At 49.2% G+C, this 16,298-nt stretch carries 17 protein-coding genes; 1 reads left to right on the forward strand and 16 read right to left on the reverse strand.

What is annotated here, in order from left to right:
• Positions 1-204: hypothetical protein (locus IJN28_07700; protein MBQ6713652.1), on the forward strand; the 204-nt coding region annotated here is incomplete at its 5' end.
• 63 nt (positions 205-267) lie between these two features.
• Here IJN28_07700 and IJN28_07705 read toward each other — a convergent pair.
• The 16 genes from IJN28_07705 to IJN28_07780 form a co-directional block, all read right to left on the reverse strand.
• Entirely contained in the window at positions 268-1,182 is a 915-nt protein-coding gene (locus tag IJN28_07705) for a hypothetical protein (protein MBQ6713653.1), read from the reverse strand.
• 84 nt (positions 1,183-1,266) lie between these two features.
• Positions 1,267-1,704, reverse strand: a complete 438-nt coding sequence (locus IJN28_07710; GenBank protein MBQ6713654.1) for a hypothetical protein — start codon at positions 1,702-1,704, stop codon at positions 1,267-1,269.
• 2 nt (positions 1,705-1,706) lie between these two features.
• Positions 1,707-2,108 carry a pre-16S rRNA-processing nuclease YqgF gene (locus IJN28_07715; GenBank protein MBQ6713655.1) on the reverse strand — a complete coding sequence of 134 codons (402 nt, stop codon included), beginning with the start codon at positions 2,106-2,108 and terminating at the stop codon, positions 1,707-1,709.
• Between the two features lie 108 nt (positions 2,109-2,216).
• On the reverse strand, positions 2,217-3,380 hold the full coding sequence (locus IJN28_07720) for an S-layer homology domain-containing protein (GenBank protein ID MBQ6713656.1): 1,164 nt from the start codon (positions 3,378-3,380) through the stop codon (positions 2,217-2,219).
• 375 nt (positions 3,381-3,755) lie between these two features.
• Positions 3,756-4,973: a DUF3084 domain-containing protein gene (locus tag IJN28_07725; GenBank protein ID MBQ6713657.1), complete on the reverse strand. Its 1,218-nt coding sequence runs from the start codon at positions 4,971-4,973 to the stop codon at positions 3,756-3,758.
• Between the two features lie 18 nt (positions 4,974-4,991).
• Positions 4,992-6,077 (reverse strand): LPS export ABC transporter permease LptG, encoded by a 1,086-nt coding sequence (lptG, locus tag IJN28_07730; GenBank protein MBQ6713658.1) that lies wholly within the window; start codon positions 6,075-6,077, stop codon positions 4,992-4,994.
• 32 nt (positions 6,078-6,109) lie between these two features.
• Positions 6,110-6,829 carry an LPS export ABC transporter ATP-binding protein gene (lptB, locus tag IJN28_07735; GenBank protein MBQ6713659.1) on the reverse strand — a complete coding sequence of 240 codons (720 nt, stop codon included), beginning with the start codon at positions 6,827-6,829 and terminating at the stop codon, positions 6,110-6,112.
• A 22-nt stretch (positions 6,830-6,851) separates the two neighbouring features.
• Complete coding sequence (locus IJN28_07740) at positions 6,852-7,574, reverse strand: organic solvent tolerance protein OstA (protein MBQ6713660.1); 723 nt, start codon at positions 7,572-7,574, stop codon at positions 6,852-6,854.
• Positions 7,575-7,579: 5 nt separating this feature from the next.
• The gene (lptC, locus tag IJN28_07745; GenBank protein MBQ6713661.1) at positions 7,580-8,125 is read right to left on the reverse strand and encodes an LPS export ABC transporter periplasmic protein LptC; all 546 of its coding nucleotides are present in this window, start codon (positions 8,123-8,125) and stop codon (positions 7,580-7,582) included.
• A 12-nt stretch (positions 8,126-8,137) separates the two neighbouring features.
• A complete protein-coding gene (locus tag IJN28_07750; protein ID MBQ6713662.1) occupies positions 8,138-9,031 on the reverse strand; it encodes a lysophospholipid acyltransferase family protein in 894 nt (297 codons plus the stop codon).
• A 19-nt stretch (positions 9,032-9,050) separates the two neighbouring features.
• Positions 9,051-9,590, reverse strand: coding sequence for an HAD-IIIA family hydrolase (locus IJN28_07755; protein MBQ6713663.1), 540 nt, complete (start codon positions 9,588-9,590; stop codon positions 9,051-9,053).
• Entirely contained in the window at positions 9,590-10,558 is a 969-nt protein-coding gene (locus tag IJN28_07760; GenBank protein MBQ6713664.1) for a KpsF/GutQ family sugar-phosphate isomerase, read from the reverse strand. Before IJN28_07760 ends, IJN28_07755 begins: the two co-directional genes overlap by 1 nt.
• 15 nt (positions 10,559-10,573) lie before the next feature.
• The gene (gene kdsA, locus IJN28_07765; GenBank protein MBQ6713665.1) at positions 10,574-11,398 is read right to left on the reverse strand and encodes a 3-deoxy-8-phosphooctulonate synthase; all 825 of its coding nucleotides are present in this window, start codon (positions 11,396-11,398) and stop codon (positions 10,574-10,576) included.
• Positions 11,399-11,401: 3 nt separating this feature from the next.
• The gene (gene kdsB / locus IJN28_07770; GenBank protein MBQ6713666.1) at positions 11,402-12,133 is read right to left on the reverse strand and encodes a 3-deoxy-manno-octulosonate cytidylyltransferase; all 732 of its coding nucleotides are present in this window, start codon (positions 12,131-12,133) and stop codon (positions 11,402-11,404) included.
• A gap of 22 nt (positions 12,134-12,155) precedes the next feature.
• Positions 12,156-14,627, reverse strand: a complete 2,472-nt coding sequence (gene lpxK / locus IJN28_07775; protein MBQ6713667.1) for a tetraacyldisaccharide 4'-kinase — start codon at positions 14,625-14,627, stop codon at positions 12,156-12,158.
• Positions 14,628-14,647: 20 nt separating this feature from the next.
• A partial coding sequence (locus tag IJN28_07780; GenBank protein MBQ6713668.1) for an ABC transporter ATP-binding protein occupies positions 14,648-16,298 on the reverse strand: 1,651 nt, incomplete at its 5' end.

Consider the following 16,298-nt stretch of genomic DNA (forward strand, 5'->3'; position numbering starts at 1 on the left):
GCCATGCAGACTAAACTGCGCAACCATTTTTCCCTTTTTTTCATAAGGCAACTCCTTTTTTCTGCTATTAGGCACCTCTCAAGCGCCTTTACTCACAGAATATCTTTAACTATGATTTATTCGCTCAATATTCTCATGTATCCTGCTTTTTTCGGAAAAGAAATCCTTACCGAAAAACAAAACACCTCCGAATACGGCACATAGCAATCCTATGGAAAGACATGCTATGTAACCGTATTCGGAGGCTTGAGAGTGTCCTATGTTAGATTACTGCACAAGACCGCAGATCTCTGTTTCGGTTTCGGTCTGGATGTAGATAAGCGCACCTTCGGGAACTTGAAGTTCTTCCCCTTTAACGAAGATACCGCCAACCAAGCCGACCGGTCCGAGTACAGCAAGACCGACTGCGCTGGCACCTGCTGCAGCAGCAAGTGTTTTCGTCTGTTCTTTCGCTTTTTCACCAAGAATGGTGTCTTGCGTCGTGCCGTCAAATGCTACGAGCGAGTGGAAGTCGATCTCGAGTTTTGCATTACGACCAAAACTTTTGGCAGGAGTTACTTTTGTGATAACGCCTTCACCGACTGCACCTTTCGGGAATACGAGAACGTTGTCAACGAGAACGTCTTCTGCTACTTGGAATTTGATGATATCGCCTTGACGATCCGTTGCTGTGTCGATTGGTGTCATAAGCGCGATACGAATGAGCGTATCAGCCGGTACAACGACGCTCTGCGTAGCGAACTCATCCGTTGCATATGCCAATTTCATCATACGATCAAGACGTGCACTGTAATTGCCCGTAGACGGCGCACCATTGACGATCGTTTCCATATCTTCGATTCTCGATTTTACCGAACCCGTTTCGATCTCATGTTTGATCTCCCATTCGGTCGCATTCAATTTTGCCATGAACGACGCATCTTCGCCATCGCTGACGATCATCGTTTCATAAAGGCGGTCTGCTTTTGCCATAACAGATTCATTCGAAGCCACGCCGTATACATCCTGTTCTACCTGTGCAGCGCGATCAACGAGTGCCCCCGTCTGTTCATTGCCGTATAACATCGTTTCAATTTTAGCCATTTTATCTAAAACTGTCATATTATCTGTACTCTGAGCAGCTGCGGTAACAGAAAATGCCAACGTCATCGCTACTGCCAATGCACTACATTTACGAATCATGCTGAATAATCCTCCTCATACTTGTCATTATTTTGTTTTAATTCGCAAAAAATCTGAAAAATCCTGCTTCCCCTCGCGTTTGCATTAAATTTTTACATCGATCTGAGCCGATACGCCAACACCCTGCACACGTTTGTAATTCTTCGTCGTGATCGCATCAACAGGGATCAACCCTTTGATACGGAACGTTTTTCCTAAGAAGCTGTCCTCGAATTGGAGCGCAGCTTTCGTCTGATCGACGAGTTCTTGCGGGCCTGATACTTGTGCCGCACCGATATATCCTTTTTCGCCGACCGTCAGGAGCGGTACGACTTTGGTCGCATATTCGCTTGTAACGCCATGCTTGACGGTAAGTTTATTGATAAATGTATTGATATCTTCCGCATAACGATCGACAAGGTATGTAATACCTCCGACTTTGATGAGATCGCCGACGCTGACGGCTTCCCCCGTTTTGTCGGATACTGCCGACATCATCGAAAAAGCGATAAGTCCTGCTGCTATGATCTGTTTTGCTTTCATCGTTATTCCTCCTTCAACGCATTTCGATATCGTTCTGCCAAAATGACCGCTACATACCCGTCAACAGGGACAGGTGGTACCTGCATCGAGGTGGGCATCAGCCTTCTCCAGCCTGCGGGCGGATTTTCCTGCCAATATCGTCTGCGTGCTTCTTCTGTCGTCTTATACTCTTCTACAAAAAGAGGCTCTGCACCACATTCTGCCCGCAGTCGCTCATACGCAGCCTGACTGCCTGTGCCGTTGCCGATGATGACAGGCGCATCGCTATGCTTCTTACGAGAATCGTTCACCCATGTACAAAGATCGTCCGTCTTGATCACAGCTTGTACGAACGAGCCGTCTTCCGACAAGATCGCAACACCGCATTTATCTCTGCCGGGATCGATCGCTATAACACTTCCCATCACATCGCCTCCTCTCTTTTTGATTCAATTCGGCGAAAACCGAGATTTCCCTTCTATGATGAAGTAAGAAAGGACTGCCAACCATTGGCAGTCCTTTCTGTCGTTTTTTTAGAAGCGGATGTCGAGCGTTGCGGCCGTTCTGCCGTCAAGTTTCGTCCCGTCTTGTTTTTCGAAGTCTTGATATACGATGTTAAGCACTGCATTGTCGCTGACATCATGCGTCAAGCTGTATTCCATGCCTTTGAATCCATCGGCAAACGAGCCTGTATTAAGGTCGTATGCCATCGAACCGAAGCTGGTGTAGGCACCTTTCTCAACATCGCGGTATTTTGCCGAAAGTCCTGTCTTTTTGTGGCTGATACCGTAAGCAAGTGCTTTGTCACCACTTTCGTTTTCTTTGATGAATTCTGCATTCAAGGCAAAGTTGTCACCAAGACCGATCTCGGTATTCGCACCGTAGAATTCTTGATTCGCATCGTCGGCTTTCATATAGTCAAGCGCGATATCGGCTACGCCGAGTTCCGTCTTATATTCTGCACCGAAAAGGGTATCCTTGTACTCATCGCCGTCGAAGTTTTCACCATCATACTTACCGTAGAATACTTTGAGTCCGCCTTTTTGGGCAGCAGCACCATTGAAGGTGTCATCCATCAGCATGCCTGTGCCGAGTTTGAGGTCTTGGCGACCGAGCGTCGTATCAAGGCCCAATAACTCGAATCCGATGTTCGCCGTATCGAGTACGACATGTGCACCGCCTTCGTTATGCGGTGTATCGCCTGTTGCGATTCGACCACTGAACGTGATGTCGTCGCTGACTTTACCGTCTACGGTAAGACGCGCACGGTAGTCTGTCTTGTCACCGTTATCTTCGAGCGATGCGTAACGGATACGGGTGTCACCGCTCACTTTGATACGCTCTTGTTCGTCTTTGATTTCGTTCACTTCATCGCGAAGCGATCCGATCTCGTTCGTGAACTCAACTGCCAAATCGTCGATAAGTGCTTTTTGCTCTTCGCTGACATCAGCCTGTTCCATCAAGCTGTCGACGACTTTTGCCATCTCGTAGCGCGTCATCGTACGCTCACCGCCGAAACTGCCGTCTTCATATCCTTCGATGAGGCCTGCGTCTGCAAGGCTCATTACGGCATCATATGCCCAGTGGCCTGTCGGCACATCCGAGAAAAGCTCACTTGCGTCTGCCGCAAACGCGGGAACCGCAAACGATACTGCGAGCGCGCTCACTACTGCTGTTTTTAACAATCTTTTTTTCATTTTTGAATCCTCCTTGGAATCGATACTGTTCGCAGGTGCGAAGCACCAATATGACAAGGTCGGATATTCATCGACAGCGAGTGACCGTGTTTCCTCTTGCGTCCGAATGTCCTGTTTGCCATACTCCTACCGCATTCGGTAGGTATGTATGCGCATCTCGTATTCCAAAAAGGATGACTAAGCGATCGATATTGTCTGCTGCCAGATCTTCTGCTGTACCTATTTTCCGTCTTCTGCCCAAGTCCTGTGGGGTGACCGCTCAGCCAAGATAGTTATACCATGTATCCGTCGATAAGGTCAACGCAAACAATTTTCCATTTTTCAAGCAAAAACAGGGAGCCTGACCTAAGTCAAACTCCCTGCTTATTTCTACTCTTATTTTACTTCAATATCAATGCGAAGAGGACCTACTGTGTAGATGTCTTCTCGCGTATATGCGCGCAAGACGATATCACCGTCTGCTCTATTCACCTGATTAACAGCTGCATATACTTCAGCGGCACTCATAACGCCGACTGTGCCTTGCAGCGGATCGAACAAGAGTCCGCTTTTGAGTGCGGCCTCATTGACTTTACTCAAGAATACGAGTACCGTTTCTTCCGAATTAACACGTTCTCCCGCCTTGAACGACTGTTCATAGACGAGCGTTCCGCGCGGGTAGACGAGTTTGTTCGAATAATGTTCGATACGACCGACGACAGCTTCGCCATAAACGCTGTTGCCTGCCGCCGTAACGCGAACGATCACATCGTCATCACTCGACAAGATACTGTCGAGTGCCTTATCATAATCATCTTGCGATACCCAGAGAACTTTGATGTTCTGCTCTTTGATATTAAGACGCGCTAAAATGTTGTTGTTGATCTGTTGGATCGCGCCTTGAAGTGTCTGGACGGCTTCTTCTTTCGAAAGTCCGTGCTTGATGACAGCGGTTGCCAAGACTTCGCCATTTCTGAAAAGGATCGCGCCTTCGCGAATATTCTGAAGACCTGCCAAGAGCTGATTCGATATCGCTTCCAATTCCTTGACTTCCGTTTCAAGTGTTCCTTTCGACTGTGTCAGGTCATCTACGCGACGATCAAGTTCCTGTTTTGTCGTTTCGAGCAGCGTCAGCTGTTCTTGTGCTACGCTGTAATCACCTTGCACCTTAGCGAGCTCTTCTGCCGCACGGTCGCGTTCGGCTGTCGCAGTGGCCAATTCGTTCGTGATATAGCTGAGCCGTTCTGTCGTTTCACGGATCTGTACATCGAGCTTGTTATACTCTGCCATCTGTTTGGCAAGCGCGTCCTGACTGCTCGTCAATTCAGCACTTTTTTGCTCGACTTCATTAGACAGCGATACGAGCTCTGATTTCAGCTGTTCCATGCCAAAAAGGGCTGTGCGTACGTCACGCGAAACAAATGTCAATATACTCATCGTCAGCGCAACTGTCAGCGCACCCGTGATGACGGTAACGACGATAGATGTATGTTTAGGGCGAAGTCCCAGAATGGAAAGACGTTTCTTGCCTATCTTAGAACCCAATCGGTCACCGCCAAAGGCGATCGCACCGCCCATGATACTCAAAAAGAGAATAAGTGCTATCCCGTACATTCCATTCCTCCTTCCCTGTTATTTCGAGGCTCTGCGTATCAGATAGATACCTGCCAATATACCGATGAGATTCGGTGTCCATGCCGCAAGCATCGGCGGAATAACGGCACCTTTACCGAGTGCGCCCGAGATCATCATGATGGCATAATACATGAAAATGATCGCAACGCTGATACCGAATCCGAGTGCCGAGCTCTTACGCTGCGGCTGCATGCCGAGCGGTGTTCCGATGAGCGCGAAAACGAAGCATGCCATCGGGATAGCGAATCGCTGATGCATCTCAAGCTCATACTCGCCTGTCGGCACGTACTCTTTTTTGAGCATCTTGATCTGCTGTTTGAGTTCGCGGATCGTCATTTCTTTCGGCTCTTTTTGTTCACGAGATACTTGTTTCGGTGTCTTTTTGATCGGCATCAACTGTTCTTTGAAGGTCATCGTACGTTCTGTACCATCCGGCTCGAAGCTGTATATCGTACCATCGTACATCGTCCATTTATCAGCCTGCCATTTCGCGCGCGGAGCACTTTCCATGCGCGTCAATTCTTCGTTTTCGAATTCTTGGATAGAGATGCCGTGCATCATATTCGTCGTGGCATCAAATTCACGTACATAAACGAGTCGTTCCATGTTGCCGTTTTTGACATCCTTGATGACGAGATGTTTTTGCGAACGAGCTGCCATGTTATTTTTGATCTCGTATTCGAGCGTATCCTGATAAGCAGTATTCGCTCTCGGAACAACGATCTCGTTGAATCCGACGGTAAATAAGCTGACAATGAACGCTACGATAAAAACAGGCGTCGTCAATCGAAAGAAGCTGATCCCGCCCGATTTCATAGCGGTGATCTCACTGCTCGACGACAAGCGACCGAATGCCAAAAGAGATGCCAGAAGCATCGACATCGGGAATGTCAATACAATGATAGCAGGCAAGCTGAATACAAAAAGCTTCGCAACGGCCGTTATCGAAGCACCGTATTCGGTAATATACTGCGCGATTCGAAAGAGTGTGCTCGAACCGATGAACACACTGCAAAATGCACAGATACCAAAGACAAACGGTCCCAATAATTCTTTTATAATATACTTATCTAATATTCGCATACCGTTCTCCCTACACACTCAAATTGTGACGATCACATACTGAAATTTTCGCCCAGATAGAATTTCCGTGCGATTTCACTTTCGGCGATCGTTTTGGAATCCCCTTCTATCAGGATCTTGCCTTCGCTTAAAATATACGCACGGTCTACAATGCTGAGTGTTTCACGCACGTTATGGTCTGTGATCAAGATTCCGATGCCGCGCTGTTTCAAATACGACACGATCGACTGGATATCTGCGACCGCGATCGGGTCAACACCCGCGAACGGTTCGTCGAGCAGAATGAAGTTCGGCTCAACGGCAAGACATCTGGCGATCTCTACGCGACGACGTTCCCCGCCCGACAGTTCGCTTCCTTTGCGCTGTCTGACATGCTGTACGTTAAATTCGTCTAAGAGACTCTCAAGCTTCGCCTCACGTTCATCTTTCGTCATCGAGGTCGTTTCCAAAATCGCACGGAGGTTGTCTTCTACCGACAGCTTGCGGAAGATCGACGCCTCCTGCGCCAAATATCCGATCCCCAGACGCGAACGCAAGTGCATTGGCATGCCCGACACTTCGTTGTCGCCGACATAGACACTTCCTGACGACGGATGTTCAAGACCGACGATCATATAGAAGGTCGTCGTTTTGCCTGCGCCGTTCGGACCGAGAAGTCCGACGATCTCGCCTTTTTTTACTTGGATGCTGACACCGTCTACAACGTTGCGGTTTTTATACGTTTTGACCAAATTTTCCGTTCTGATAATCATACTTTATTCGTTCCTCTCACTGTTAAGAGTTCGCATCATTCGTATCTTTGATCACCAAATGACTGCCGCCTCGCGATTGGAGCTCGTTATCGTCGAGAAGGATGGTCAGCTCGTTGCCTTGGAGTTGATTGCCGTTTTGCACCGCATGCGCGTTGCCTTTTAAGACGATCTTATTCTGACCCGTTTTCTCTCCGTAATAGAACGCTTGATCGCTCGTTGCCGTCAAGTTGTGGGTCTGGCTGTTGATCTGCACACCGCCTGTTGCCACAGCTTCTTCTTTCGGCATCGATGCTTCGATGCGCGGTGCTTTGAGCGTGCCATCCGCAGTTTTAAGCGTTGCATTGCCGTCGGCTACCGCAAATTCTTTATCCGTATAATAGACAAGGCGCGGGCCTGTCAAACGGTTGTTTTCTTTTGTAAGATCAACATTGCCCGTTGCCGTGAATACGGTTTCGTTTGCAATATCGACTTGGTTTGCCTTGAGCGTTGCTCCTTCTTGATGCATCACAACACCGCCCGTGACAGTACCTTCTTTTGCTTTCATATTATAAACAGCGTGTGCACCCTGTACACGTGCAGTACCCTGCACGATCACGACATGGCCGTTTGCTCTGAGTACACCTTTTTTCGAATCATATTCGATGCTGTCGGCTTTCATATCAACAGGAGCATCTACCGCACCAACGATCGGCATCGCCGCCATCAGCGTAAGCATCATACCTATTCCGGCTGCTTTCCATTTCATTCGTATCACTCTCCTATCTGAATCGCGTGTGCATTGCCGTCAACACGGATCTTGCCGCTCGTCTGATCGGCAACCATATGGTCGCCCGTTACGAGGTAGCCGTCTTTTTTGACTTCGACATTGCCATCGCAATAGAGGTGTTTTTTCTTACCGTCGTATCTTGCCTTGTCGGCTTTCAGCTTTCCGCCATCCGACTGACTTGCTTCGATCGAACCATCCATCGTAATGATGTTTTCTTTCTGATCGTACGACGCTTCTTTTGCTGTCAATTCGGTGACCGTACCATCTTCACGATAGAACGCACCTTTCATATCTTGCATCACAATGGCGTTCGACTCAAGATCGATCTGCATCGTTTCTGCCGTTACTTCCCAGATAAGTTTACCGTTTTTTTCTTCTTTCAGAGCATTACCACTGTAAGTCATCATTCGGTCAGGTACTTGTTCCTTTACCTTCTGCGTGATATCGGGACCTTCGTCTGAGATATACCAGATGAACCCACCGATCAAAACAGCAAACAGCGCAATGACTGCCATAATTTTCTTGTTCATGATTGCGCTCCTTTACTGCGCCTTCAGTGCTTTCTCATCCGCTTTCTCGATCGGCGTATTCCAACGTCGTTGGAACCACAACCAGTTCTGCGGATACGCACGAATCACATCTTCAATGATTTTTGTCATTCGTTTTGTATTTTCATAGAGATCTCTTTCTTCATCACCTGTTGCTTGGAGCTGTACAGGAGGCTGAATGAGCATCTGATGACCGCCTTCCGGTTTGCGCACGATAAAGATCGGGATGACTGGAGAACGGAATCGTTTTGCAAATACGGCAGGCCCTAACGGGGTCGATGCCATCTCGCCCAAAAATTCGATGAACGCGCCGCTTTTACCTGCGTCTTGGTCGGCAAGGAATCCGAGGATCTTGCCTTTTTTGAGCGCTTTGGCCGCAGCGACCAACTCGGTCGTGCCGCGCGAGAATACTTCTACGCCGACCATTTCGCGATACTCATTGAGTATCTTCGTATGCTGATCGTTCGGCTGGCGTTTTACGACTGTCGTAACAGGGAATCCTTCCATCGCCAATCGTGCCGCCATCCATTCCCAGTTACCGATATGCGCTGTGAGTACGACGACACCGTGACCGTCTTTGAGTGCGTCGGCAACGTATTCGGGATGATCCATCTCTACATATTTGGAGATGTTGTCTTTGTTCAGACGAGGCATCCACATCATTTCAAGGAAGCTCTGTCCCATATGATGACAGAGTTTCATCGTCATTTTTTCGGCTTCTTCTTCAGAATATCCCATTCCGCGACGCATATGTGCGATCGACAGATTGCGTTGTTTTTTGACGATATGATAATAGAGCGTACCGAGGCCTTTACCAATGGGAGCAAGTGCTCCGTACGGCAAGAGGCATACCAGTTTACTCATTGTTTTCAATAAACGGTACTGCATGATATCCACCTTTTTTGAATTATTGCGCCGTACCTTCGGGCGCGTCGTCACGGTATTTTGCGATGAGCGCTTCAAAACGGTCTTGTTTTTTTAAGATCATTTCAACGATCTCACGCACCGCACCGCGACCGCCTTCTTTTTGGGAGATGTATACGGCGGCTGCTTTGACTTCCGCTACCGCATTGGCTACTGCGCAAGGCAGTCCAACACGGTTCATGACGGGAATATCTATGAGGTCATCGCCAATATAGCAGACCTCTTCTGCCTTGAGGTCATGTTTGGCCAAAAGATCGGCAAGTGCCGCTTTTTTGCTCATACTGCCTTGATATACATCATCTATCTTGAGTTCTGCACTGCGAAGACGAACGATGTCACTCGTACGACCTGTTATCACAGCGACTTTGTGTCCGGCTTGACGAAAGAGCGAGATGCCCATACCGTCTTGTACGTTGAATTGCTTAAACAGCTCACCTTCATTGCCGAAGAATATCTGTCCGTTCGTCAATACGCCGTCAACGTCCAAGATGAGCATTTTGACTCGTTTGATCCGTTCGTTCATTATACCACTCCCTGACGGAGAAGGTCAGTCAAGTGGAGAATACCGATCGCACGGAATTTTTCATCGACAACAGGAAGAACAGTGATCGGTCTGGGAGCATTTTTCTCCATGATATGGAGTGCTTCAGCTGCCAATTTGTCCTTGGTGATCGTTTTCGGCGTGCGCGTCATGATACGGCTGACCGGATAGTCGAGGAATTCGTGACCTTTGGCAAGACCGCGGCGAATGTCACCGTCAGTGATGATACCGAGGAGATAGCCGTCGCTACTTACGACAGATGCCGCACCAAGACCTTTTGCCGTCATTGTAAAGAGTGCTGTTTTGACCGACTGGTCTTCCGTTACTTTCGGATTGTCCTCGCCTGCGTGCATGACTTTTTCTACAGTCAAGAGCAGTTTACGTCCGAGCGAACCACCCGGATGGAACAGTGCAAAGTCGGACGGCGTGAAGTTGCGTTCCGACAAGAGTGCGACTGCGAGCGCATCGCCCATGGCAAGTGCCGCCGTCGTAGATGCGGTCGGTGCCAATCCGAGCGGACAGGCTTCGCGTTCTACGCCTGCATTCAAGAATACTTCTGCATTTTTGACGAGTGTAGAGCTTTCTACGCCGCAGAGTGCGATGATCTTCGCACCGATACGTTTGATGCTCGGCAGGATGTTGAGGATCTCTCCCGTTTCACCGCTGTTGGAAAGCGCGAGTACGACATCGTCTGCCGTTACCATACCGAGGTCACCGTGAATACCTTCCGCAGGATGGAGGAAGAACGACGGTGTGCCTGTGCTGGCAAGCGTTGCCGTGATCTTTTTACCGATGATACCCGATTTGCCCATGCCTGTTACAACGACACGACCGCGACAGTCGAGGATCATACGAACGGCATCAACAAAATGAGCATCGATACGGTCGAGGAGCGACAAAATCGCATCCGATTCTATTTTGAGTACTTGTTTGGCTTGTTCAATCATCATAAGATGGCCTCCGTCTTATTTATGGCGACGCACAATTGCATCGATCGCCAATACGTCTTTTAATACATCTTCAAGCTGGTCTACCGCGAGCATATTCGGGCCATCGCAGAGAGCTTCTTCCGGGTTGTCATGGATCTCCATGAAAAGTCCGTCGATGCCTGTTGCTACTGCCGCACGAGTAAGCGTGCTGACGAACTGACGCTGACCGCTCGAGCACGTACCGCCGCCACCCGGGAGCTGTACGCTGTGCGTTGCATCAAAGATAACAGGATACCCGCATTCACGCATGATAGCAAGACCGCGCATATCAACAACAAGGTTATGATAACCAAAAGATGCACCGCGTTCGGTAAGCATGATGTTTTCTGCACCTGCATGTTTCAATTTGTCAACGACGTTTTTCATATCGTCGGGCGCAAGAAACTGACCTTTTTTAACGTTAACGACACAGCCGCTTTTAGCAACCGTTTCGAGAAGGTCTGTCTGACGACAAAGGAATGCCGGGATCTGCATGATGTCGAGAACTTTGGCAGCTTTTTCGATCTGATCGCACTCATGGACATCGCTGACAACAGGTACGCCGAGTTCTTTTTTGATAGCTGCGAGCATCGCAAGCCCTTCATCGATACCGGGGCCGCGATATGCTTTGTACGACGAGCGGTTTGCTTTGTCAAACGATGCTTTGAATACATACGGAATACCAAGACGGTCGGTGATCTCTTTGATCGCACGTCCGATCTTAAGGCTGCGTTCATAGCCTTCGAGAACGCACGGACCCGCCAAGAGTACGAGCGGATTCTGTCCGCCAACTTCGATATTACCGAATTTCACAATGTTCATATCTTATATCTCCTTTTCCAAAAAGAGTCGGTTGATTCTCTCTAAGTCTTCTTTCGTATCGATACCGATGAATTGATGGTCGGTAAAGATGGTTCTGATGGCAAAGCCATTTTCGAGTGCACGAAGCTGTTCAAGCGATTCGGCTTGTTCGAGCGGCGTCGGTTCCATTTTCGCATACGCAAGAAGGAAATCTCGGCGATACGCATAGATACCGATATGCTTATAGATGGGAGCTTTACCCTGAACGCGCGGATACGGAATGAGCGAGCGCGAGAAATAGAGCGCGTCGCCTTTTTTATCCGTTACGCACTTGACCGCATTGGGGTCGGCTGCCTCCTCTGCGTCGAGTTTTGTGATAACAGTCGCCATCTGGAGCGTTTCGTCATCGGCGAAGAGCATTGCAAGTCTGTCGATGACATCGGGCGCGATAAGCGGTTCGTCACCTTGTACGTTGATGATGACATCAGCATCTGTATACGATTCGGCTACTTCGGCCAGACGATCTGTTCCCGTCGGATGATCGGGAGAGGTCATCATGACGATGCCGCCGAATTTCTTGACAGCTTCTTCTACGAGCGGATGGTCGGTCGCAACGAGTACCGCAGTCGGTACAGTCGCCTGACTTGCTCGTTCGTATACTCTCTGGATCATCGGTTTGCCCGCAATATCAGCCAGCGGTTTACCCGGCAGACGCGTCGATGCGTATCGTGCCGGAATGACACACAAAACGTTCATTGTAATTTCTCCTTAACATTTACTAATTCTTCATTTTCTTCTTGATTGCCTGCAAGAATTCTTCATGCGACGGCAAAATTTTCAATTCCATTTTCAGGATATACACAGGAAGTCCGCGTTTGGAGTGAATGAACTCCGGCGGGATCTTGACGGCGTCTTTTTCGGTCGTGACGAGTGCACATACATTCTTTTGGACTGCGCTTTCCAAGATGTCCTGCATTTCTGCCATGGTGTATTCGTGATGATCCTGGAAGCGGATCGCATCGACGATCTCTGCGCCGCGACTTGCAATAGATTGTTCGAACGATTTTGGATTACCGATCGCCGAGAAGGCGATGATACGTTGACCTTTGATCGTTTCGAGTGCAATTTCACTATCGGGAATGCTCTTATACCAGTCAGCGATCTCAAGGAAGCATACGGAGTCGTGGATACTTTGAATGATCGGCGCATGCTGATTGTACTTGCGGATCGTGTCGCAGACGAGCTCACAGTTACCTGCTTCTGCCTGGTCTACTTTGGTCAAAAGACAGATATCGGCACGGTCGAGGTTCGGGAGGGTTTCGCGAAGAGTACCACGCGGCAGGATGTAGTTGTTGCCGAAGCTGTTGGCTGCCGCGTCGATGAGTACGATATCAAGGTCGCGATCGAGTTTCCAGTGCTGATAACCATCGTCTAGGATGAGTACATCAACACCAAGTTTATTGATCGCATGTGCACCTGTTTTGGAACGGTCACTGCCTATGATAACGGCAACGCCGGGCAGATTTTTGGCGAGAAGGTATGCTTCGTCACCGGCTTCGCTTGCCGACATATATATTTTAGAGCCGTCGGATACGACACCGACGCTGCCTTTCCATTTCGCACGATAACCACGGTTGAGGATGGCTACACGATGTCCGTCGTCACGTATCCATTTTGCAATGCGTTCGGCTGTCGGTGTTTTACCGGTACCGCCGACGGTAATGTTACCAAGGCTGATTACTGTCGCATTGAGTTTGGTCTGCGGAATGATTCCTTTTTTGAACAAACCGAGATTGAGTGCGACCATAGCACCATAGATGATGGAGCAGAATCTGAGGAGTGCGAGTACGCTCGAACGGAAGAGTCCTTCTTCTCCGTTATATACGAGTGTGTAGAGGTACTGCATGACGCGTTCTTTGTGATCGAGGAAGCGTTCTTTGTGGATCGACACGCGACGTTCGCCGACGCGGTCGAGAAGTTCTCTGAGTTCTTCACGGCTTTTCAGTGCGGCACCGCCGTTTTCGGCGATGATCTGAAGTGTCTGTTCTTCCATGGCACGTTTTTCTTCGCCATTGTTCATAAGGCGCAAGACGGTATCGGTCAGTTCCGCTTCGTTATGCACCGTAAGACAAGCACCGCGACCCGAGAAGAGTGCGTAGCTGTCTTTGAAGTTGAACATATACGGTCCAACGAGGATGGCTTTGCCGTGTGCGGCAGGTTCCAAGATGTTGTGACCGCCTTGTTCGATAAGGCTGCCGCCGACAAATACGATGTCGCCGACGCTGTAAAGACGGCCAAGTTCGCCGATGGTATCAAGGAGGATGACATCTCCGCCGCCTGCTTTATCGGCTTCGGTACGGAGGATGCTTGTCATACCTTTCTTCTGCACCATACGGGAAAGGTCGCCTGCGCGCATGATATCACGCGGTGCAAGGATCATTTTGGCTGTCGGATATTCTTTTTTGACTTTGAGGAACGAATCGAGGAGGATCTCTTCTTCTCCGCGATGGGTACTGCCCGCCATGAGGATCGGATACGCGCCGGTCAAGTGAAGTTTTTCGCAGAGTTCTTCGCGCTCCGATTCACTGACGCTCGTATACGTTTGGTCGAATTTGGTATTGCCCGTTACCGTAACGAGCGACGGGTCTGCACCGAGTTGGATGATATACTGCGCGTCGATCGGCGACTGCATGCAGAATTTGTCGATCGTGCCGAGCATATCTTTGAGGAGTCCGCGCAAGTAATGGTAACGCTTTACGCTCTTGTCGCTGATACGACCATTGACCATCATTGCTGGTATCTTATATTTACGAATTGCTTTTAAGAAGTTAGGCCACAGCTCTGTTTCGACAGGCATGAATACGCCCGGGCGAATACGTTTGATAACGCGCTCACCTAAAAACGGCAGATCCATTGGGAAATAAATGATGCTGTCGGCATCTTTTAAGATGCGTTTCGCCATGTCGTAACCGCTGGATGTTACGACCGATACGAGGATAGGACGGCGTGGGAATTCTTTGTGGAATTCTTTGACGAGCGGACTTGCCGCTACGATCTCACCGACCGATGCCGCGTGAAGCCAGATGCAGTTTTTGCCTGCTACACGATCTACATCGTCTTGCGGTACTTGTCCGAAGATACTTTGACGGACGCGTTCGACGAATCCGTCTTCGCGGATCGCACGATAGATGAGTACCGGTGTTGCCACAATGACGAGCAGAATAGCCACGATATTATATAAATATTGCATCGAGACGTTTCCTCCCGCTGTTAGTTTTCTTCTTGTTTATCACGTTGCTGCATTTGGTGGAGTTTGCTGTAGATACCGCCTTTTTCGAGCAGCTCGTCATGGGTACCGCGTTCAACGATCTCGCCGCGTTCCATGACGATGATGACATCGGCGCGAACGATCGTCGACAAACGATGGGCGATGACGAAGCTTGTTCTGCCGACAAGGAGTTTGTCGAGCGCTTCTTGTACGATCTTTTCGCTTTCGGTATCGAGCGCGCTCGTCGCTTCATCTAGGATAAGGATCTGCGGGTCTTTGAGTATCGCGCGTGCAATGGCGATACGTTGACGCTGACCGCCCGAGAGGAGCGCACCACGTTCACCGATCTGCGTTTCATATCCATCAGGCATCTGCGAGATGAATTCATGCGCATTGGCAGCTTTTGCCGCGGCAATGATCTCATCTTTTGTCGCATCGAGGTTGCCGTAACGGATGTTTTCGTATACCGTACCGTTAAAGAGCACCGTTTCCTGCGGTACGATACCGATCTGTTCACGGAGCGATTGCTGCGTGACCGAGCGGATATCATATCCGTCTATTTCGATAGAGCCCGATTGAATATCGTAGAAACGAGGGATCAGGTTGGCGATGGTCGATTTACCGCTGCCGCTGGCACCGACGATGGCGATCATCTGGCCGGGCTGTGCTTCCATCGAGATACCTTTGATCGCAAGCTCGCCTTCTACATACGAGAATTTTACATCAGTAAGTTTTACATTGCCTTTGACAATCGGCATTTTTTTCGCATCGGGCGCGTCGGTGATCTCTTCTTCCGTATCAAGTACGGCGAATACACGTTCCGCCGCCGCGATAGCTTTTTGGATATTGCCGTATACACGGCTCAATCGTTTGATCGGGTTCGACAAATTGACTGCATATACGAGGAATGCGATGAGCGCACCTGCCGTCAAGTTGCCGTCAATAACTACCATACCGCCATACCACAGAATGAGCGTGACACTGATCGCCGCCAAGAATTCAACGACCGGAGCAAGCATCGCCATCAGTTTCGCATTTTTCATCTGCGCAATAAAGTTGGCTTGATTCTGCTTGCCGAATCGTTCGATCTCATGGTCTTCGCGGACGAACGAGCGGATAACACGAATGGCAGAGAGTGCTTCTTGTAAAAGCGAGGTGATATCTGCGACACGCTCTTGCATCGTGAAGCTCGTCTGCTTCAATTTGCGTCCGAAAATATTCATCGTATAACCGACGAGCGGTACGATAATGAGTGTAAGAAGTGTCAGCTTCCAGTGAAGCCAGCACATCATCGCGAACGAACCGATGAGGATAACGCTTTCGGTTATCATGTCGATGACGTGATCGGCAAGACCTGCCTGCATTGCGGCAACGTCGTTCGTGACGTAACTCATAACGGTACCCGTCTGACGTTTCTCAAAATACGAGATGGGCAGTTTCTGCAATTTACGATAAATGGAATCACGCACGTCAATGATGACTTTTTGGGCGATGTATGACATCAAGTAATGTTGACCGTAGAGGAACACGCCGCGCAAGAAAAATGCTACTACGATGCTGACTGCAATGAGATTGAGCATCATCATATCTTTATCGGCAAGGACTTGGTCGATGACGCCTTTGATGAGCCACGGTACATAGAGATTCGCACCC

This window comes from Selenomonadales bacterium (assembly GCA_017442105.1).
Lineage (GTDB): Bacteria > Bacillota > Negativicutes > RGIG982 > RGIG982 > RGIG982.